The organism is Pseudomonas glycinae, assembly GCF_001594225.2.
GTDB lineage: Bacteria > Pseudomonadota > Gammaproteobacteria > Pseudomonadales > Pseudomonadaceae > Aquipseudomonas > Aquipseudomonas glycinae.
The window spans coordinates 2,413,600-2,431,781 of sequence record NZ_CP014205.2 but is presented as its reverse complement, the minus strand read 5'-3'; the positions used below and the strand labels follow the sequence as shown (position 1 = coordinate 2,431,781).

General features: G+C 61.3%; 20 protein-coding genes. 10 read left to right on the top strand and 10 right to left on the bottom strand.

Translation table 11 applies throughout. From position 1 onward, the window contains the following. Positions 1–17: 17 nt before the first annotated feature. Genes AWU82_RS10770 through AWU82_RS10740 form a run of 7 tightly spaced genes read right to left on the bottom strand, consistent with a single transcriptional unit; the run spans position 18 to position 6,312 of the window. A complete protein-coding gene (locus AWU82_RS10770; RefSeq protein ID WP_064379491.1) occupies positions 18–1,385 on the bottom strand; it encodes an ATP-binding protein in 1,368 nt (455 codons plus the stop codon). Next, on the bottom strand, positions 1,382–2,044 hold the full coding sequence (locus AWU82_RS10765) for a response regulator (protein WP_064379489.1): 663 nt from the start codon (positions 2,042–2,044) through the stop codon (positions 1,382–1,384). The genes AWU82_RS10770 and AWU82_RS10765 overlap by 4 nt, the downstream gene beginning before the upstream one ends. Before the next feature lie 11 nt (positions 2,045–2,055). Continuing rightward, the gene (locus AWU82_RS10760; protein ID WP_011334725.1) at positions 2,056–2,700 is read right to left on the bottom strand and encodes a tetratricopeptide repeat protein; all 645 of its coding nucleotides are present in this window, start codon (positions 2,698–2,700) and stop codon (positions 2,056–2,058) included. Beyond that, positions 2,697–3,506, bottom strand: coding sequence for an SDR family oxidoreductase (locus AWU82_RS10755; protein WP_064379487.1), 810 nt, complete (start codon positions 3,504–3,506; stop codon positions 2,697–2,699). The genes AWU82_RS10760 and AWU82_RS10755 overlap by 4 nt, the downstream gene beginning before the upstream one ends. Next, entirely contained in the window at positions 3,493–4,167 is a 675-nt protein-coding gene (locus AWU82_RS10750) for an iron-containing redox enzyme family protein (RefSeq protein ID WP_064379485.1), read from the bottom strand. Before AWU82_RS10750 ends, AWU82_RS10755 begins: the two co-directional genes overlap by 14 nt. Continuing rightward, a complete protein-coding gene (locus AWU82_RS10745) occupies positions 4,164–5,645 on the bottom strand; it encodes an AMP-binding protein (RefSeq protein WP_064379483.1) in 1,482 nt (493 codons plus the stop codon). Before AWU82_RS10745 ends, AWU82_RS10750 begins: the two co-directional genes overlap by 4 nt. Beyond that, positions 5,635–6,312: a thermostable hemolysin gene (locus tag AWU82_RS10740; RefSeq protein ID WP_064379481.1), complete on the bottom strand. Its 678-nt coding sequence runs from the start codon at positions 6,310–6,312 to the stop codon at positions 5,635–5,637. Before AWU82_RS10740 ends, AWU82_RS10745 begins: the two co-directional genes overlap by 11 nt. Before the next feature lie 205 nt (positions 6,313–6,517). Here AWU82_RS10740 and AWU82_RS10735 point away from each other — a divergent pair, with 205 nt between their 5' ends. Next, positions 6,518–7,069, top strand: coding sequence for a cytochrome b (locus AWU82_RS10735; protein WP_064379480.1), 552 nt, complete (start codon positions 6,518–6,520; stop codon positions 7,067–7,069). 13 nt (positions 7,070–7,082) lie between these two features. Here AWU82_RS10735 and AWU82_RS10730 read toward each other — a convergent pair whose 3' ends face one another. After that, on the bottom strand, positions 7,083–8,009 hold the full coding sequence (locus AWU82_RS10730; RefSeq protein WP_064379478.1) for a universal stress protein: 927 nt from the start codon (positions 8,007–8,009) through the stop codon (positions 7,083–7,085). A gap of 220 nt (positions 8,010–8,229) precedes the next feature. Between AWU82_RS10730 and AWU82_RS10725 the strand changes: the two genes are divergently transcribed. Further along, positions 8,230–9,303, top strand: coding sequence for an NAD(P)-dependent alcohol dehydrogenase (locus AWU82_RS10725; protein WP_064379477.1), 1,074 nt, complete (start codon positions 8,230–8,232; stop codon positions 9,301–9,303). A gap of 25 nt (positions 9,304–9,328) precedes the next feature. Here the strand turns inward: AWU82_RS10725 and AWU82_RS10720 are convergent, their stop codons facing one another. Beyond that, positions 9,329–10,072: a fumarate/nitrate reduction transcriptional regulator Fnr gene (locus tag AWU82_RS10720; protein ID WP_064379475.1), complete on the bottom strand. Its 744-nt coding sequence runs from the start codon at positions 10,070–10,072 to the stop codon at positions 9,329–9,331. A 323-nt stretch (positions 10,073–10,395) separates the two neighbouring features. On the opposite strand from AWU82_RS10720, the gene AWU82_RS10715 reads away from it, so the two are divergent. The 3 genes from AWU82_RS10715 to AWU82_RS10705 all read left to right on the top strand — a co-directional run bounded on the left by AWU82_RS10715 (position 10,396) and on the right by AWU82_RS10705 (position 13,762). Further along, positions 10,396–11,316 carry a universal stress protein gene (locus tag AWU82_RS10715; RefSeq protein ID WP_064384045.1) on the top strand — a complete coding sequence of 307 codons (921 nt, stop codon included), beginning with the start codon at positions 10,396–10,398 and terminating at the stop codon, positions 11,314–11,316. Between the two features lie 189 nt (positions 11,317–11,505). After that, complete coding sequence (locus AWU82_RS10710; protein WP_064379472.1) at positions 11,506–12,756, top strand: MgtC/SapB family protein; 1,251 nt, start codon at positions 11,506–11,508, stop codon at positions 12,754–12,756. Positions 12,757–12,844: 88 nt separating this feature from the next. Further along, positions 12,845–13,762 (top strand): universal stress protein, encoded by a 918-nt coding sequence (locus tag AWU82_RS10705; protein WP_064379470.1) that lies wholly within the window; start codon positions 12,845–12,847, stop codon positions 13,760–13,762. A 49-nt stretch (positions 13,763–13,811) separates the two neighbouring features. On the opposite strand, the gene AWU82_RS10700 is transcribed toward AWU82_RS10705, so the two are convergent. Further along, on the bottom strand, positions 13,812–14,375 hold the full coding sequence (locus AWU82_RS10700) for a GNAT family N-acetyltransferase (protein ID WP_011334713.1): 564 nt from the start codon (positions 14,373–14,375) through the stop codon (positions 13,812–13,814). A gap of 204 nt (positions 14,376–14,579) precedes the next feature. Between AWU82_RS10700 and AWU82_RS10695 the strand changes: the two genes are divergently transcribed. The 5 genes from AWU82_RS10695 to AWU82_RS10675 all read left to right on the top strand — a co-directional run bounded on the left by AWU82_RS10695 (position 14,580) and on the right by AWU82_RS10675 (position 18,179). Beyond that, positions 14,580–15,527 (top strand): universal stress protein, encoded by a 948-nt coding sequence (locus tag AWU82_RS10695; RefSeq protein WP_064379468.1) that lies wholly within the window; start codon positions 14,580–14,582, stop codon positions 15,525–15,527. Beyond that, a complete protein-coding gene (locus AWU82_RS10690; protein WP_064379466.1) occupies positions 15,524–16,408 on the top strand; it encodes a universal stress protein in 885 nt (294 codons plus the stop codon). The genes AWU82_RS10695 and AWU82_RS10690 overlap by 4 nt, the downstream gene beginning before the upstream one ends. Before the next feature lie 89 nt (positions 16,409–16,497). Further along, complete coding sequence (locus AWU82_RS10685; protein ID WP_007950555.1) at positions 16,498–16,800, top strand: ArsR/SmtB family transcription factor; 303 nt, start codon at positions 16,498–16,500, stop codon at positions 16,798–16,800. A 63-nt stretch (positions 16,801–16,863) separates the two neighbouring features. Further along, the gene (locus AWU82_RS10680; protein WP_064379464.1) at positions 16,864–17,859 is read left to right on the top strand and encodes a zinc-dependent alcohol dehydrogenase family protein; all 996 of its coding nucleotides are present in this window, start codon (positions 16,864–16,866) and stop codon (positions 17,857–17,859) included. Beyond that, positions 17,856–18,179 carry an antibiotic biosynthesis monooxygenase family protein gene (locus AWU82_RS10675; RefSeq protein WP_064379462.1) on the top strand — a complete coding sequence of 108 codons (324 nt, stop codon included), beginning with the start codon at positions 17,856–17,858 and terminating at the stop codon, positions 18,177–18,179. The genes AWU82_RS10680 and AWU82_RS10675 overlap by 4 nt, the downstream gene beginning before the upstream one ends. Positions 18,180–18,182 lie beyond the last annotated feature (3 nt).

Below are 18,182 nucleotides of genomic sequence, written 5' to 3'. Positions count from 1 at the left end.
ACGCTCGCAAGACCTGTTCAACCGGCGGGAATCGACAACGTCGCCCGCAAGCCGCCCTCGACCCGGTTTTCCAGTGTGATCCGCCCACCCAGACGCGTAGCGATGGTATTGACGATGGTCAGTCCCAGCCCGGCACCCTGGGGATTGCCCCGGCTGTAGAACCGCTCGAACAGTCGAGCCCGATCCGCTTCATCGATCCCCGGCCCCTGATCTTCAACGCTCAAATGGTAAAACCCGTCGGCCCTGGTCAATTGCACGCTGATCACGCCTTGCTCCGGGGAGAAGTTGGCGGCGTTGGTGATGAGGTTGTTCAGGGCAATGTCGATGGTGGCGGCATCGGCGAGCACAGGGAAAGGTTGGTCGTTGACGTCGAAGGCCAGTTCCAGATGCTTGCTCAGCAGCCATGGCGTGAGCTGCACAAGACTGTTGCGCACAGTGTCGCCAAGGTCGATGCGTTGTTTGGCAGGCGCGTTGGCCTTGGGCTCGAGGCGGGCCATGGTCAATAGCTGATTGACCAGCCGGCTGGTGCGATCCACCCCGGCGATCAGAAATTCGAGTGACTCGCGACGCTCCTGTTCGGTGCCGGCCTCCAGCAGGTTTTGCGCATGCACCCGCAGTACCGCCAGTGGCGTGCGCATTTCGTGGGCGGCGTCGGCGATGAACCGGCGCTCGCGACCGAGCACTTCCTGGATCTGCGCAAGCATGCGGTTGAGCGCTGCCTGCATTGGTTCCAGTTCGCTGGGCAGCGGCGTCAGTTGCAGCGGTTCGAGGGAGCCGCTGTGGCGGGCGCGCAGGGTCGCCGCCATGTTGGCCAGAGGCTTGAGCCCCCAGCCGATGGCCAGCCAGATCATCGCCGCCAGGATCAGGCTGCCGATCACGTTCGGCCACAGGGTATGGCGGACAATCCGGTCAACCAGGTCCGCTCGCACATCACCGCGTTCACCCACCCAGATGCGCAAACCGTTCTGTTTGTCTTCCAGGACAAAAGCCCGCCAGTGGCGCTTGTTCAAATCCACCACATCGCTGAAGCCAGGCTGGATTGGCGGTGTGCTGAAGGAGGGCGCGCTGGCGGTATGCACCAGGATTTCGCCCTTGGCATTCCAGACCTGAAAGGCGAGTTTTCTTTCGTAGGGATGGCCGTCCCCTTTGGGCACGGCTTCGGCCAGTGCCGAGTTGAACGCCCGATAAAGATCCGCGTGCTCCTGCCCCGGCAACGGCATGCGCATCACGCCTTGCAGCAACCGTGCGTTCTGCGCCAGTTGCGCGTCGTAGACTTCGGCGATTTCGTGGTTGCTGTCGTGCAGATTGAACAGGCTGAGCACGGTCAGACCGGCGAGCATCAGGCCGATGATCAGGGTCAGGGTGCGGCGCCGGATCGAGGTCATCGGCGCTCCTCCACCAGATAACCCACGCCGCGAATGGTGCGGATCAGGTCAGTGGAGAATTTCTTGCGCAGGTGATGAATGTGCACTTCCAGCGTGTTGCTTTCGGCTTCTTCGTTCCAGCCGTAAAGCAGTTGTGTCAGGTGGTCGCGTGTCATGACCCGACCCGGCGGGGAGAGCAGTTCGTGCAGCAACTGATATTCCTTGGGCGTGAGCACCACCGGTTGGCCCAGATAGCTGACTTGCTGGGTGCCGGGGTTGAGGCTGATGCCGGCATGTTCGATCAGCATCTGCGCGCGACCGGCACTGCGTCGCAGCAGGGCGCGCAGGCGGGCCTTGAGCTCGGCCAGGTCGAAGGGCTTGATCAGGTAGTCGTCGGCGCCGGCGTCCAGTCCCGCGATGCGGTCTTCGGTGGCATCGCGGGCGGTGAGGATCAGCACCGGCAAGTTCGAACCGCTGCCACGCAGACGACGCAGGACTTCGAGCCCATCCATGCGCGGCAGGCCGAGATCGAGCACCGCCAGATCAAAGGTTTCGCTGAGCAGGGCGTGCAGGGCGCTGCTGCCGTCCTTGAGCCAGTCGACGGTGTAACCCTCGCGCCCCAGCGCCTGATGAATGCCCTCGCCGAGGGCCACGTCATCCTCGATCAGTAATAAACGCACACGGACTCCTGTCAGTCGAGTTTCTTGTTCACGTCCACCAGCAACGCGGCGATCTCTTTGCGGCGTCCGGCATCGGCACTTTCCCGGCCTGGGCGAGGAGCGGCTTGCAGGGCCTTGAGCAGCGCTGCTTTGGCTTCAGCGTAGCGTTTTTGACGGTAAAGGTGATCGCCCCAGAAGTACAGACTGTCGATTCCCTCGGGGTTGAGTTGCAGGGCCTGTTTGAGCAGTTGTTCGGCCTTGTCGCTGTCGCCGAAACCGATCGGCCAGCCCGGCACCCGGTCGTACAGCGCGGCGAGGCTGGTGTAGGCCGAACCCTGCAATGCCTTGGGGTCGAGGGTCAGGGATTTTTCCAGATCGGCTTTGGCGTCCTTGGCTTTGCCCAGGGCCCCGAGCCCGCCCTCGGCACCGGCCCAACTGCTGGTGACGATGCCTTTCCAGATCCAGGCCTCGGCGACGGCCGGACGTTCCGTGGCGAAGTGCGTTGCCTGGGCGGCCAACTGTTCAAACGCAGCGGCCCGCTGTTTTTCCGGGGTCTCGTATTGGATGTGCGCCCAGCTCTGCTGGATGCTGTTGAGGCGTTGTTGATCGGCAGCGTCCAGCGCCCAGACACTTTGACTGAGGGCGCCCAGCAGCACACAGGCGAGAAGTTTTTTCATGGTTTCGGCGTCTCGTTTTCAGGTTTTTCACTCAGGCGACGGATCAACGGCAATTGCTTGCGCAGACCGCGATCCACCAGATTGGGCAGCAGGCTGTTGAGGCGTACGAAGAAGCGCTCCGGCCAGCCCAGATAGAGGTCTCGGCGATCGCCGGCAATCGCATGGATCACGGCGGCGGCGACGGCTTGCGGGTCGTCGACGCTGGATTTGAGTGCGTCATTCAAGGCTTGGGCGGCGGGGCTGTTCATGCTGGTGCGGGTGGCGCGCGGTGCGACATACAGCACGCCGACCCGGGTATCCGCCAACTCTCGGCGCAAGGCCTCGGAAAATCCGCGCAAGGCAAACTTGGTCGCGCAGTAACTGGCATAACCTGGATAGCCGATCGAACCATAGGTCGAGCCGACGTTGACCACCATGGCACTGTCGGCCTGCTTGAGCAGCGGCAGCAACAGTTTGGTCAGGCAGATCGGTGCACTGATGTTCACCGCCAGCATGGCGTTGATGTCGCTGTCGTCGAGCTGTTCCAGCATTGCGAAGTGATTGACCCCGGCGGCGTTGATCAGCAGGTTGATGCCGCCGATGGCCTCGGCGGCGGCCAACACCTTGCGCCGGTCGCTGAGGAACGTCAGATCGGCGGCGACCCAGCACAGGTTCTGCGGGTAAAGGTCGAGCAACGGGCGCAGCGATTCCTGATGCCGCGCGACCGCCAGGACTTGCGCACCGGCTGCGCACAAGGCACGCGTGATCGCTATTCCGATGCCGCCGCTGGCACCGGTCAACACCACACGGGCTTCATGCAGCTGCATGTTGAGCCTCCGCGTCACGGGGCAGGCCGCGGAACATGTCGGTGTAGAGCCGATAGACGACTTTTGAGGCATGGATCACCGCCGCCTGGTCGGCCGGATCTTCCAGCTGATTCATCAGCCGGCGATAGGTTTGCATGTGCTCGATGTCCAGCGAGCCGTGGGAACTGAGGTAGCTGAACGCCGTTTCCGGCAGGGCCAGACGCTCGCGGATACTGCCCGCGGCGTGGGTGGCCAGGGCGATGCTGGTGCCCTCGAGCACGTTGACCATGCCAAACAGACCCACCGGATTGCCTCGGGCGATCAGGTCGTAGAGAAAACTGACCATCAGCTCGATCGGCAGCGACGGCTGGCCATCACGCACCGCGTTACGGTCACCGCCACAGGCCTCGATGTCGTTGAGCACCCATTGCTCGTGGCCGTATTCGTCTTCGATGTATTCGCACACGGCTTTGCGCAGCCATTCAAGGTGCGTCGGCAGGCGCGCGCCGCAAGCCATCATCAAGGGGACGGTGTGACGCACGTGGTAGTAGGCCTGGGCGAGAAACGCGCGATAGCTTTCAAGGCTGACCTTGCCTTGCAGCGCATCGAGGATGATCGGCAGATTGAACAGCTCGTGGCGTTCCTGGTGGGTGGCTTCTTGCAGGGCGTCGAAAAAACTCATGGTGCGGATTCCTCGGAAAGGGCGGATTCGGTAAGCACGGCGCGGTATTGCGCGACGATTGCCTCGCGGCGCGGGCGACCGTTGGCGGTGAGCAGGCCGTTGGCGGCCGTGAAAGGTTGTTTGAGACGTGTCCAGTGATGCACCTGGGCGTAATCGGGCAAGGCCTCGTTGGCAGCGGCGACGGCGGCCGCCAACTGAGCATCGGTGCAGTCCGGACGGTGCGGCCAGAGCAGCGCGTGGTTATGCGGCAAGGCCTCGCCATACACAAAGGCCTGGGCGATGTGTTGACGCTGGGTCAGTTCGGATTCGACCCATTCCGGGTTGACGTTGCGGCCGAAACTGGTGACGAACTGATGCTTCTTGCGGCCCTTGAGGTAGAGAAAACCTTCCGGGTCGAACTCGCCCAGATCGCCGCTTGGCCACCACTCATCGGTGTACGCCGGTTCGCCAAGGTAACCGAGCAGGGTCGAGCCTTTGATCAACACCTCACCGTCCTCGGCCAGGCGCACGTCGACGTGGGGCAGGGGCCGCCCGACGCTCCCCGGACGCCGAGCCCCGGGCCGGTTGAGACAAACCACCGAGGCGCACTCGGACAGGCCGTAGCCTTCGTAGACCGGCAGGCCGACCCGTTGCGCGCGGTGCAGCAGATCCTCGGAAACCCGTGCGCCACCAACGGCGGCAAAACGCAGCGATTGCGGATCGAAGGCTTTCTGTTCGGCAGCGCTGACCAGTAACAGCAGCAATTGCGGCACCAGGATCAGGCTCTCGGGTGCCCGGCTGGCCAGACAGCCGAGCAAGCGCGGCAGGTCGACGCCGCTGGCGCCCTGGATGCCCAGGGTTCTCTGGCTCGGCACGCTCAGCGTCGCACCGGCATACAGCGCCGCGTAACAGCCAAGGTTTTCCAGCAGGATCGCCAGTGGCAGCAAAGCCACGTGATGCTGGGGAGCGGTGGGTTTGCTGGCCTCTTCCAGCTCCCGAGCGACCCGCAGCAGACTGTCGGCGCTCAGGCACACGCCCTTCGGTGTACCGGTGGTGCCGGAGGTAAACGTCAGTTTGGCGGTACCGACGGGCAGGCGGTTCGGGCCTTCAAAGGTGCGGCACCAGAATTCACCGCGTTGTTCATAACCGGCGGCGAGCAGTTCGCTCTCCAACTCCGGTTCAGCGATCACCCGTTCGGCCTGGCTTTGTTCCAGGCAATGGGCACGTTGTGCCGGACTGAAGAACGGCGGCAGGGTCACGCACGTCAAGCCTTCAAACAACGCCGCCAGATCCCAGAGTATGGCCTCGACGCCGTTGTCCAGTGCCAGGGCAATGACCTTCACGTTTTCATCGCGCAAGCGTTGCTGGCGGTACATCACCTCGGCGTACAGCGTCGTGTAACTGACTTTCAGGGTGTCGCCCCACAATGCCAAAGCGTTGTCATTGCGCCCTGCATGGCTGCGCAGGGTTTCCTGGAATCGTTGCCGTTCAAGCGACATGGCAGGCTCCTTCGATAGACGTCGGCAAACCCAGCCGGCTGAACAGACCGATGTTGCGCAGATGGATGAAACCGGCGCGGATATTGCCCACGTGCACCCAGGGTTTGCTTTCGTAGTAACTGCCCCAGTGGTGACGGTCATCGCCCAGACGTTCGGGGTCGGCGGCGCACAGCGTCACGGGTTTCAGACCCAGACGATGGAAGCTGTTGACCAGGCCGATATTGCCGGTGAAGGTCACCCATTCCAGACCGCCCATGGCCAACAGGTAAGTGATGGCAATGATGCTCAGGCGTGCGCTGCCGGTGTCGTTGGCCGCAAGGTTGCCGACTTCGACAATCGCGCTGCGCTCCACCGGACGCTCGGCGGCCGCGCTGATCAAGGGCTCGATCGCCTCGTCCAGGTAGCGTTCAAGAAACAACGGTTCAAGGTGCGCACGACGTACCCCGGCCACTGCGCACAAGTCCCCGGAGTCGTTGTGCACACCAAACAGTTCAGGCATGAAATGGCGGATATCGGCGCCGTGGGCCTTGCGAAAGCGTTGTTGAATGAACGCTTCGAACGCCGCTCGTTGAGCATCGCCGGGTTGGGCGCTCGACAGCTGCATCTGCGGTGTTTCGCCTTGGCCAAAATGCAGGGGCAGGGGAATATTCCAGTCAGAATCGGGCATGGGCTGAACGCCTCCCTCAATAGGTTTGAGTGGAGTATCCGGACCATTTCTTAACGAAGTCTGAAGGTGAAAAAAGGTTAACGAACGACGGATCTTCAGATTGTCTTAAGACTGTCACGGCAGTGTGACGCCGTCGGTTCGCCCGGCAACCGGATCGAGACAGCCGAACGAGTCGGCCGTCGCTCACAACAATCACGAGGCAACTATGACCCGCGACATGGCCGCACCCCGTTATGGAAAACTGTCGATCACCTTGCACTGGCTGATGCTGGCGCTGTTCGTCGGCGTGTATGCCTGCGTTGAAATCAAAGGCTTCATGCCCCGAGGCAGCGAAGCGCGGGGCCTGTTAATGGGATTGCACGGGATGTTCGGCGCGAGCATTTTCGTCCTGGTGTGGGTGCGCCTGTTTGGCCGACTGACACCGCGTCCGCCGATCACCCCGAAACCGCCTGCCTGGCAGACGGCAATCGCGCACCTGATGCACCTGGCCCTGTATGGGCTGATGATCGCCACCCCGGTGCTGGCCTGGCTGATGCTCGCGGCCGGAGACAAACCTTTTCCGTATTTCGGCTTTCATGTGCCAGCGCCGGTGGCGGTCGATCCGGACCTGGCCAAGCAGATCAAGTACTGGCACGAGCTGATCGGCAATGCCGGTTACTGGCTGATCGGCCTGCACGCCGCTGCCGGACTGTTCCATCATTACTGGGTCGGCGACGACACCCTGGACCGGATGCTGGGCGGGCGCAATCGCTCCTGAGGACCAGGCCTGCTCAGTCAGCCAGGTGTTCCGGCGACACCACCCATACGCTGCACGGAATCTTGTACAGCAGGTGTTCTACCGTGCTGCCGACCAGCCGGCCTGCGCCACGATGGCCGACGCGGCCCATGACGATCATGTCGATGTCATACCCGCTCGCGTAGCTGCAGAGCACCTTGGCCGGGTTGCCCATGACCATGTGCTGACGTTCGTCCGCAATCCCGTTGCGCTCGGCCAGTTCGCGAAAGGCCGCAGCCTGGGCATCGAACAGGGACTTGGCGGCGCTGGAGGAGAAGAACGCCGAGGCATTGTCGAAGCCGAATTCATTGGCGCTGATCGATGACAGATCATGGGCATACAGCACATCGAGTTCGGCATTGCACAGGCTGGCCAGTTTGGCGGCCTCGCGCAGGATCCGGTCGTTGAAGCCGGCGTACTGCCCGTCACGGTGGAACGGGTCCACGGCGGCCAGGATCTTGCGGGGCAGGGCATGCCCGACATGGCTGACGAAATGCAGCGGCACCGGGCATTCGCGCAGCAGGTGAATATCCAGCGGGGTGAACATCAACCGTGACAGGAACGATTCCGGCTCCAGCGCCTTGATCAGCGCCGCCATGGGCTGCTCTTTGAGGTGAATGAGGATTTCCTGTAAGGGCCGTTCCACCCACACCACTTCCGTGGTGACGGTGACCCCGAGCTTGCGCATCGAATGCGCCCGTTCTTCGAGCCACTGACGATGACGCTCGATATAGCCGATTCGCATCTGTTCCAGTGCTTGCTCGTTGACCATGCTGGCGGTCGCCAGACCTTCCAGATAATCGAAAGCCACGATGTGCAGGGCCGCGCCCGCCGCCTTGGCCAGTGCCGCTGCACGGTCGAAGGCAGGGTTGTTTTCCATCAGGGGTGAGGCGACCAGCATGTAACGCGGTTGTTCTGACATGACGACTCTCCTTGGGGCAGGAAGCGTTGAACCGATGGCTACAGGCTGCGCCCGGCGTGCGGTGGACGTTTGATCTTTGTCAAACAACCGGTGGTCGCCAGAGCGCCGTCAGACGGGTGGTCAATCGTCGCGGATGTCGTCGATTGTTGATCATTATCAAGTGCCGGTCTGGCAGTGCGGCGCAGGCTGACCACGAGTCGAATCCTTCAGGAGAATGCTCATGGCCACCATGAAAGCTGCCATTTTTGTCGAAAAAAATCGCATCGTGCTGGATGACAAACCGATCCCGGAAGTCGGCCCGCTGGACGCTTTGATCCGGATAACCACCACGACAATTTGCGGTACGGATGTGCACATCCTGCGCGGCGAATACCCGGTGGCGCAGGGTTTGACGGTCGGTCACGAGCCGGTGGGGATCATCGAACGTCTGGGGTCGCAGGTGCGCGGGTTCACTGAAGGGCAGCGCGTGATTGCCGGCGCCATCACCCCCAGCGGGCAAAGTTATGCGTGCCTGTGTGGCTGTGGTTCCCAGGACGGGCCGGACACTCGCCATGGTTTCCGGGCCATCGGCGGGTGGAAGTTCGGCAACACCATTGATGGCTGCCAGGCCGAATACGTACTGGTGCCCGATGCCTTGGCCAATCTTTGTCCGATTCCTGATGGCCTCAGTGATGAGCAGGTACTCATGTGTCCGGACATCATGTCCACCGGTTTCTCCGGTGCCGAACGGGGCGAGGTGAGCATCGGCGACAGCGTCGCCGTATTCGCCCTCGGCCCCATTGGTCTGTGTGCAGTCGCCGGTGCCCGGCTCAAAGGCGCCAGCACGATCATCGGTGTCGATGCGGTGGCCGAGCGCATGACGGTAGCACGTCGATTGGGCGCCACCCATGTCGTCAATTTTCGCGAGGGCGACGTGGTCGAGCAGATCATGGCCCTCACCGATGGGCGCGGTGTCGATGTCGCGATCGAGGCACTGGGCACGCAAGGCACCTTTGAGTCGGCGTTGCGCGTGCTGCGTCCGGGCGGCCGCTTGTCGAGCCTGGGCGTGTATTCGAGCGACCTGCGCATTCCGCTCGACGCCTTTGCGGCCGGGTTGGGCGATTACAGCATCGTCACCACCCTGTGCCCCGGCGGGAAAGAGCGTATGCGGCGTTTGATGGCGGTCGTGCAGAGCGGCATGGTTGACCTATCACCGTTGGTGACCCACCGGTTCAAACTGGATGACATTGAAGCGGCCTACGATTTGTTTGCACACCAGCGTGACGGTGTGATGAAAGTGGCGATTACCCCGTGAAGGCGCGTCCGGCCCGTCGGCACGCTCACTGCGGGTGACGATGGCAGCCGACGATCAACTGCTTGAGCCCGTCCATGTTCTGAATGGTGACGTCGCGGCCGGTAATCTCCACCAGTTTTTGGTCGCGCAGGTGGGCGATGCCGCGACAGATGGTTTCGAGACGCAGGCCCAGGTAGGAGCCGATTTCCTCACGACGCATCTTCAGCACAAAGCTGCGCGACGAATAACCACGAGCGCTCAAGCGTTGCGACAGGTTCAACAGAAACGCTGCCAGGCGTTCATCCGAGCTCATGTTGCCCAGCATCATCAGCATGTCGTGATCGCGAACGATCTCCCGGCTGAGGATCCTGTTCAGGTTGTGCTGCAGTGACGGCAGCTCCCGGGCCAGTTTTTCCAGCTGGCCAAAAGGGATGGGGCAGACTTCGCTGTCCTCCAGCGCGACCGCGTTGCAGGTGTGCAGATCCGAACTGATGGCATCCAGGCCGAGCATTTCACCGGCAATCTGGAACCCGGTGACTTGCTCGCGACCGTCGATCGACAGCACGCTGGTCTTGAATGACCCCAGCCGCACGGCATAGAGGGAACGCAAAGGATCACCGGCACGGTAGAGTGCCGCGCCTTTTTTGACCTTCAGTCGCTGGGCGATCAGCGTGTCCAGACGCTCGATTTCTCCACCGTTCAAGCCGAGCGGTAGACACAGCTCCAGCACGCTGCACCGGGAGCACGCCGTTTTGAGGTATTGATCGCGATACGAGCGAGTTTCTGCCACCGCAAAGCCCTCACCATGAATTGTTGATCATAGTTCTCGGGTCGCCATTGACACGGAAAAAGCCTTGTCGACCGCCGTTAAACGACGAATGGATCCGAGTCAGTCAAAACGTCCTCGCGCATCAGAAACAAGTTGTGAGTGACTGGGGGCACATCACTGCGATCAAGTTGATAAAAATCAGTGAGCCAGAAGAATGCCTGCCGATACTTGAGCAGCAGAATTCCTGATCGTGATCAGGCTGAGAGGAAAATCCCCGCTCATGTCGCTCTTCAGGAAATCAGCTTTTCAATCATCCAGGTAAACGTTTCAGGGAGAGGCACGTGGTGCTCAAACTCAAACGCATTCTATTGATAGCCCCTGGCGAAATGACCCAGACCCCGGCTTTTGAACGCGCCTGTGCGCTGGCTCTTGCAAACGGAGCACTGTTGCATATCGTCGCGTTCGATTATGTCCCGGTGCTGGCAGCGGCCGGGCTGTTTGCACCCGAGGCAATGGCCCAGGCGCGGGAAGGGTATCTGCAAGTGCATCGGCACTGGCTGGAGCAGCAGGCCCGCTTCAAACGATGCATCGGCCTGAACGTGACCACTGAAGTGGTCTGGGCCAGATCGAACCTGGCGCACGTGCTTGAGTACGTGAAAGACTTTCATCCGGACCTGGTCATCAAGGATACCCATTACGTCCCTGCACTCGACCGGGCTTTCCATCGCCCGCTGGACTGGCGCTTGCTGCGCGAATGTCCGGCACACCTGCACCTGGTGACAAGCGCCGGGCATGCCAGGCCAATGAAACTTCTTGCGGCGGTCGATCTGTCGCATCTGGAAGAACTGACGCAAGGGTTGAACGACCGGATACTTGACCTTGCCTGCACGCTGGCGGCCGGTTGCGGCGCGGCGCTGCATCTGCTCAATGTCGGTTGCTGGGCGGTCATCGACGACGGGGCCATCAGCGTGCCGACAGGCAGCCTGGATGGCAGTCTGAAAGACGCCATCGAGGACGCCCAGCAAGAAGCTTTCGAAGCACTCGCTGAACGCTATGGCATCCAGAGTTCATGCAGACACTTGCTGACCGGCATCCCGCAAAAGGTCATCGGCCTGTTTGCCCGGCAGCACGCTTTCGACATGGTGGTGCTGGGCACGCTGTATCCCAACGGTACACACCGATTCATCGGCAGTACCGTCGAAAGCATGTTGAACCAGGCTCCCTGCAGTCTGATGATCGTCAAACCGCCGCAGCCCTGCGAGTGAATGCGGGGTACTGCCGAGTTTGCACTGGATGAGAAACAACGCTGGTTGCGGCCGGAGGAGGTATTTCAATGATGTTATCGATCAACTCAAGTCACGGATCGATGCGGCCCACGTGTGGCCAGCGATTGCCGATAGGGCGCCGGTCAATAAGCGTCCCGGGATCACGTATGCCGATGGTCCGATCCCTTTATGAGTGACGCACTGGGTCTGGCGGGGGCCGCCGCGGCGTTGGGCATCGGCATGCTGGTCGGTCTGGAGCGCGAGCGGCACAAAGGGCGCGGCGACAGCCGTGCCTGTGCCGGGTTGCGCACGTTCGCGATCACGGCGCTGCTGGGTTACGTCGCGATGCAAGTGGGCGGCGCACTGCTGTTGGGCATGGTGGGCGGCTGTCTGGCGGTGCTGATCGGCGTGGCTTATTGGCGCAGCCTGAGCACTGATCCGGGGCTGACCAGCGAAGTGGCCTTGCTCACGGTGCTGGTACTGGGTGCGCTATGCGGCACAGCGCCGGAACTGGCAATCGCCATTGGCGTGGTCATGGCGGGGCTGCTGGCTTACCGGCAGAAACTCCATCACTTCGCCCGCAGCCAGTTGAGCGAAGCGGAGATGCGCGATGGGTTGGTGCTGCTGATCTCAGCATTGGTGGTGTTGCCGCTGACGCCTGACCGGTTCATCGGTCCCTACTCGGCACTCAACCTGCGCACTCTTTGTACATTGACCGTGTTGCTGATGGCCGTCGGCGCCATTGGGCATATCGCCGTGCGCACGCTGGGTGTGCGCTACGGCTACGCGGTCAGCGCCATCGCGTCCGGTTTCGCCTCCAGCACCATGACGATTGCGGCGATGGGGCATATCGCCCGCAAAGACCCGGAGCACCTCAAGGTATTGAGTGCGGCGGCCCTGCTGTCGAACCTGGCCACCGCTGCGCAGGTCGCGCTGATCCTCGGCGCGGTCGACACCGCGCTGTTGCCGCACCTGTGGGGGCCATTGCTGGCCGGATTCGGCGTAACGCTGCTGTTCAGCCTGGGCCTGCTGTTCCCCAGGCCTGCGGTTGCTGCGAACCAGCCGATCAAGGTCGGCGGGGCATTCAATCTCAAGCTCGCGCTGGCGGTCACGTTGACCATGGCCGGCGTGACGTTTTTGTCTTCGCTGATGCTCGATCACTTTGGCGAGGCGGGCGTGATGCTGACTGCCGTACTCAGCGGATTCGCCGATGCTCATTCTTCCACGGCGTCGATTGCCACCCTCGCCAAGGGTGGACTGTTGGATTACGCCGCCATTGCGCCGCCCGTGCTGCTGGCGGTCAGCAGTAACGCATTGAGCAAATGCCTGGTGGCCTGGATCAGTGGCGGACGCCGTTTCGCCGCGTATGTCATACCCGGTCAAATTCTGTTGACCGCTGCCATGTGGGCCGGTCTGCTGGTGGATCGAGCGACGATTTGACCGGACACTGACAAAAATCAAAGTGCTCGTCGGTAAAAGGGACAGCCTGAGACTCATTCCCTGCCATCGCTCAATGTCGAGGTGCACCATGTCACAGGAACCCCGCCTGCTGCTGATCGCTCCGCCCTCCATGCACCACACGCCGGCATTCGATCGTGCCTTGGCATTGGCGCAGGCGCTGCAAAGACCGCTGCATATCGTGGCATTCGATTATTTACAGGCGCTGGCCGTGGTCGGGCTGTTTGCCCCCGAACAGGTGGCCGTGGCCCGTGACGCCTACCTGGAGAGGCATCGCCATTGGCTCGAAGAACAGGCAACACGGATGCGTGGACACGGGATCGTCGTCACGAGCGAAGTGGTCTGGGTTCAGGACCCTTACGCGGAGATTCTGCAGTTCATCAATGAAATGCCGCTGGTGATGATCATCAGGGATGCCCACGAAGAGTCGGTCCTGAAACGAGTGTTTTTTACCCCGCTGGACTGGCAACTGCTGCGCGATTGCCCGATCCCGGTACACCTCGTGACCAACGCCTTGAACCCACGCCCCCGTCATGTTCTGGCGATCATCGACGTGCTGCGCAGCGAAGATCAGGATCTGGTGTTCAACGACCAGATTATCGACGCCGCATCGAAGCTGGCCAGGGTGTGCAATGCGCGGCTGCAGTTATTGCACGTCTACGATTGGACCGCCGCCTATGCGCAGGACTTCGGGTTTGGTGTGTTGCCGCTGGCCACCGGTATCTACGAGGCACTGGGCACAGCACAGCATGAGGCGTTTGCCGCGATGGCCGAGCGTCATGGCGTGTCGAAGGAGTGTCGTCATTTCATCGAAGGTGTGCCGGTGCCGGCCATTTGCCGATTTGTCGAAGAGCAAAACGTCGACGTGATCGTGGCGGGGACGGTGCAGAACAAAGGGATAAACAAACTCTTGGGCACCACGGCCGAACAGCTCTTGCACCGGGCACCGTGCAGTGTGTTGGCGATCAAGCCGGGCAGGGGGCTCTAGCGTCGGAGCACCGGCGATCGCCCGTACGGACGTTCGCCGGCGACAGAGGCTACAAGTACAGGCTGTGAATGACCTGGCGGGGATCGTCGGGGTCATTGTGGCGTTCGAATCCCAGCGCCCGCGCCAGATCGCGCATGGAAGCATTGCTGGCGGCATCGACCGAATACATCCGATGCATTCCATTCTTGCGCGCCGCCGTGATCAAGTGCTCCATCAACAAGGTCCCCAGCCCCAGATGCGTCCATTCATCGGCAACGGTAACGGCGCATTCGCACTCGTGTTCACCCGTGGCGGCATAGCGGCTTACGCCGATCTCGATCAATTGGCCGTTGTCGTGCACCAGCGCCACGTAGGCCAGGCGCAGGCGATTATCGGTATCCATCAATTGATCCAGCATCGTGCCCGACGGTTCGTTGATCTGCGCCAGAAAACGCATGTGTCGCGACTCGGGAGACAAGCGTTGGATGAACGCATACTCGCGTTCCCGATCCTTTTCCGAAAGGGGCCGGATCAGCACATGGCGACCGTCCCTGAGTGCTTCGATCCAGTGTTGCCCGGCGATCGAGGCATAGGCATTGGCGGCTCGTTCGTTGTGGTCTTTGACGGTGAGCATGAGGAGACCCTCCTTGCGGTTTTAAAGACAGGTGCGGGACACAGCGCCCTGCAGTCGCTTTCTTTCTACGCTGCTCAATGGGCAGGAATCTGATCTGGGTCAGAGACCGGCGATGTTGAATGGTCCGAAGTTGATGTAAATCAACTGCGTGCCAGTGACGCAGGCTCAGTCTCAAAGCCTGCGGTTGTCTTGCGGAGGTGTGTGATGGGGCAATATCAACGTTTGCTGCTGGTCGCCGACCAGACCCTGCATCAGACGCCCGCCATGCTGCGCGCGGTGGCGCTGGCCAAGGCGAGCGGGGCGGCGCTGGACGTTCGGGTCTTCGCTGAACCGGCACCCGTGGTTCGCCTGTGGGAGGACAAAATCGACGAGGTCGGCTATCAGCGCTATCTGCGCCACCACCGTCGCTGGGTAGCCGATCAGCTTGAGCAACTCTCGGAACAGGGACTAAAGGTCACGGTGGAGGTGGTGTTCACCACCCACGCGCTGCTGGATATCCTGCGGGCTGTCGCAGACCTCAAACCTGATTTGCTGATCAAGGATGTGACGCTCGAACCCCTCCTGAAGCGGGTTTTCATAACGCCGCTGGATTGCCATTTGCTGCGCGAATGTCCGGTGCCCGTGCATCTGGTCAACGAGGTCCGTTACAGCCTGCCGCATCGGATCGTGGCGGCCGTGGATCCGTTCGATCCCGAGACCCAGATCAGCGGTCTGAATGACACCATCATTCAGACCGCCAACGCGCTGGCCACGCAATGTGACGCGCCCATGCACCTGCTCTACGCCTATGACCTGTCACCGGCCTTCAATGGCGACGCGCCGCTGGTCGGTACCGGATGGGGAGTGGATTTTGTCGAGGAGCTGCGGCAGTCCCTGCACCAGGCTTTCATCAACCTCGCCGATCGCTACGGGATCCCGCCCGAGCGACGCCATTTTGTGATGGGGCTGCCAGTGCCGGTCATCAGCGAGTTTGTCGAGCAATACCTGGCGGATGTGGTCGTGATGGGCACGATGCACCGCGCAGGTATTGACCGGTTGATGGGTAGCAATACCGAGCGGGCGCTGTATTCGGTACCCGGCAGCATCCTGGCGGTGGGGCCGGTCGTTCGAACCGAAGTGCAAAGTCCTGGATCTGACGAGAGGTCTCTATGAGCCAGTATCAACGGTTGTTGCTGATCATCAATCCGCTCCTGCGCGAGTCCGCTGCGATCAACCATGCCGCGGCGCTGGCCAAGGCCAGTGGCGCGCGCTTGCACATATTGGCGCTGATTCCCTCGCTCGACGGTTTGTCGCTGCTGGAAACAGGCAACCGGTCACAGGCACGCGAAGCATTTCTTGAGGAACACCGGCAGACGCTGGAAGCCCGGGCGGTCAATCTGCGCGGCAGGCGGATCGAGGTGACCACCGAAGTGGAATGGGCCGCTGATGTGGAGCAGCGCATCCTTGATCATGTCAAAGCGTATGGGCCCGATCTGCTGATCAAGGAAATCGAACAGGTGTCGGCCCTCAGGCGCGCGTTTTACACGCCGCTGGACTGGCAATTGCTGCGCGATTGTCCGGTCCCTGTGTATCTGGTGGGCGGAAGCGGCTATGTATTGCCTCGTAAAGTGCTGGCGGCGGTCGAGGTGTCGGATATCGAGTCCGCCGACAACTCGTTGAACGAGCAGATCATCCGGCAGGCCAGTGCCCTGGCCATTCAGTGCGACGCCGAGTTGCACTTGCTCTATGCCTGCGATATTTCCGCCGCGTACCTGGCGGACATGGGGGGATTACCCCTGGCCGAGCTGACTCGGTCACTGCGCGAGGACCTGCAAAAATCGTTTCTTCGACTGGCCGGGCAGTTCGGTGTGGCCTCCAGTCAGCGCCACTTCGTTGAAGGCCGGCCAGTCACTGTGCTGAGCGAGTTCGCCGACGAGCAGCATGTCGATGTCATCGTGATGGGAAGAGTTCGCAACCGGGGCTTGAGCAAATGGTTGGGCAGTACCACCGAGCACATTCTTTACCAGGTACCTTGCTGCGTTCTGGCGGTTTGACGAGCGTTGCCGAGCTCTCGGCAGGCGAGATGCATTCCGTTGGTCAAACAGCGTATTGACATATCGAATAATCTCGATATCCTCGCCGCATGGACCTGATCGAAGTATTCAAAGCACTCTCAAACCCGGTACGGCTTGAAATCCTGAAAGGCTTGAAGGACCCCGTAAAGAACTTTCCCCCGCAGGACGAGGGCGACGTTCACACGGTGGGCGTGTGTGTGAGCAGTATTCAAGAGGGCATCGGACTCTCGCAGTCAACGGTGTCCGGTTATCTTGCAACGCTGCAGCGTGTGGGCCTGGTTGAAGTCAGGCGCATCGGTCAGTGGACCTACTACAAGCGCAATGAAGCCAACATCAGCGCCTTGGCCGAGGTCATAGGGAAAGAGCTGTAAAAAAATTTATCGCATGATATCGAGATATCTCGATATCCCTTATTGTCGATACGAGGATTCACCATGAAAGCGATGCTGCTTGAATCATTTGGCAACCCGGAATCGTTCACACTCTGCGACGTGCCCAAGCCTGTGCCGGAAACGGGACAAGTGCTGGTCCGGGTACACGCCACCTCGATCAATCCATTGGATTATCAAGTCCGACGCGGCGACTATCAGGATCTGGTGCAACTGCCGGCCATCACCGGACATGACGTCTCCGGCGTAGTCGAGGCGGTTGGCCCCGGCGTGACGGCTTTCGCGCCGGGCGACGAAGTCTGGTACACGCCGCAAATCTTCGACGGCCCCGGCAGCTATGCCGAGTACCACGTGGCGTCCGCCAGCATCATCGGCAAAAAGCCTTCCTCACTGAGCCACCTCGAAGCTGCCAGCTTGAGCCTGGTGGGCGGGACAGCATGGGAAGCCTTGATCGTGCGGGCAGCGCTCAGAGTAGGGGAGAGCATCTTGATCCATGGCGGCGCAGGCGGCGTCGGACACGTCGCCATCCAGCTCGCCAAAGCGATGGGCGCCAAAGTGTTCACGACCGCGCGTGAAGCAAATGCCGAGTTCGTCCGCCGCATGGGCGCCGATGTGATCATCGACTACGAAAAGGAAGACTACGTCGACGCCATCCTGCGAGAAACCCATGGCCTCGGAGTGGACGTAGTGTTCGACACCATCGGCGGCGACACCCTGTCGCGCAGCCCCGACGCACTCGCGCAACTTGGCCGCGTGGTCTCGATCGTCGACATCGCCCGGCCACAAAACCTCGTTCAGGCGTGGGGCAAGAACGCGAGCTATCACTTCGTTTTCACCCGCCAGAACCGCGGCAAGCTCGATGAATTGAGTGCCCTGGTGGAACGCGGTCAACTGCGGCCACATGTTGGCGCGGTGTATTCGCTTGCGGAGATTGCGCTGGCCCATGCTCGGCTGGAAAGTCCCAATAACGGTCTTCAAGGGAAGATTGCGATTGCGGTCGTGCCGGCGCTTCGTGTGGATTCTGTGGGGGATGCGTCATGATTTACGAGATCGCTTTGCTGCCTGTTCACGCAGAACGTGTTGATGAGTTCCGGCGTGCATTTGCCGAGGTTGCGCCTTTGCTCCGCCGCGCGAACGGGTACGGCGGGCACATGCTTGCGCAGGGAATTGAAACGCCGGAGCGGTTCAATTTGATCGTGCGGTGGGAGTCGCTGGAGGCTCATATGGATTTTGAGGCGGGTGAAGATCACAGGATCTTTATGCTGAAGTTGGAGGGGCATTTTTCGGAGGAGCCGCAGGTTTATCACATTGAGGGGGCGGCTTTTAATGCCCGCGAAGGTGATGGAGCTCCCTGGCCCTGAATC

Coding starts and splice junctions, on each gene's coding strand:
- AWU82_RS10770 (WP_064379491.1), bottom strand. CDS start 1,385: ATGACCTCGATCCGGCGCCGCACCCTGACCCTGATCATCGGCCTGATG.
- AWU82_RS10760 (WP_011334725.1), bottom strand. CDS start 2,700: ATGAAAAAACTTCTCGCCTGTGTGCTGCTGGGCGCCCTCAGTCAAAGT.
- AWU82_RS10755 (WP_064379487.1), bottom strand. CDS start 3,506: ATGCAGCTGCATGAAGCCCGTGTGGTGTTGACCGGTGCCAGCGGCGGC.
- AWU82_RS10750 (WP_064379485.1), bottom strand. CDS start 4,167: ATGAGTTTTTTCGACGCCCTGCAAGAAGCCACCCACCAGGAACGCCAC.
- AWU82_RS10745 (WP_064379483.1), bottom strand. CDS start 5,645: ATGTCGCTTGAACGGCAACGATTCCAGGAAACCCTGCGCAGCCATGCA.
- AWU82_RS10740 (WP_064379481.1), bottom strand. CDS start 6,312: ATGCCCGATTCTGACTGGAATATTCCCCTGCCCCTGCATTTTGGCCAA.
- AWU82_RS10735 (WP_064379480.1), top strand. CDS start 6,518: ATGACCCGCGACATGGCCGCACCCCGTTATGGAAAACTGTCGATCACC.
- AWU82_RS10730 (WP_064379478.1), bottom strand. CDS start 8,009: ATGTCAGAACAACCGCGTTACATGCTGGTCGCCTCACCCCTGATGGAA.
- AWU82_RS10725 (WP_064379477.1), top strand. CDS start 8,230: ATGGCCACCATGAAAGCTGCCATTTTTGTCGAAAAAAATCGCATCGTG.
- AWU82_RS10710 (WP_064379472.1), top strand. CDS start 11,506: ATGAGTGACGCACTGGGTCTGGCGGGGGCCGCCGCGGCGTTGGGCATC.
- AWU82_RS10705 (WP_064379470.1), top strand. CDS start 12,845: ATGTCACAGGAACCCCGCCTGCTGCTGATCGCTCCGCCCTCCATGCAC.
- AWU82_RS10700 (WP_011334713.1), bottom strand. CDS start 14,375: ATGCTCACCGTCAAAGACCACAACGAACGAGCCGCCAATGCCTATGCC.
- AWU82_RS10695 (WP_064379468.1), top strand. CDS start 14,580: ATGGGGCAATATCAACGTTTGCTGCTGGTCGCCGACCAGACCCTGCAT.
- AWU82_RS10690 (WP_064379466.1), top strand. CDS start 15,524: ATGAGCCAGTATCAACGGTTGTTGCTGATCATCAATCCGCTCCTGCGC.
- AWU82_RS10685 (WP_007950555.1), top strand. CDS start 16,498: ATGGACCTGATCGAAGTATTCAAAGCACTCTCAAACCCGGTACGGCTT.
- AWU82_RS10680 (WP_064379464.1), top strand. CDS start 16,864: ATGAAAGCGATGCTGCTTGAATCATTTGGCAACCCGGAATCGTTCACA.
- AWU82_RS10675 (WP_064379462.1), top strand. CDS start 17,856: ATGATTTACGAGATCGCTTTGCTGCCTGTTCACGCAGAACGTGTTGAT.